At 42.5% G+C, this 273-nt stretch carries 1 pseudogene; it reads right to left on the reverse strand.

From position 1 onward, the window contains the following. Positions 1 to 273, reverse strand: a pseudogene (locus tag R2R70_RS20270) (ATP-dependent DNA helicase RecG); the annotation flags it as partial.

The raw sequence follows: 273 nt of genomic DNA on the forward strand, positions 1-273 counted from the left end.
TACTAAGCCAATACTTAAATCTGGCAAGGCTTCCTTCAATTGCACAGCACTATCTTCAGCTGCTTGGCATTGCAGTGCTTCAGACTCATCAATGAGTGTGCATACCCAATAAACTTGACGTTCTTGTTCATTGCAAGCAGATTTAACGCGAGTAATTATATCGTCACGACGCGTGTCTGGAAGTGCTATTGTAGTAATAGGTGTTCGCCCAGGTGGTAACTCATCAATAATTGAGACTTCTAAGTCGGCATAAGCTGTCATTGCTAAAGTACG

The organism is Cobetia sp. SIMBA_158 (assembly GCF_046566945.1).
Classification (GTDB): domain Bacteria; phylum Pseudomonadota; class Gammaproteobacteria; order Pseudomonadales; family Halomonadaceae; genus Cobetia; species Cobetia amphilecti.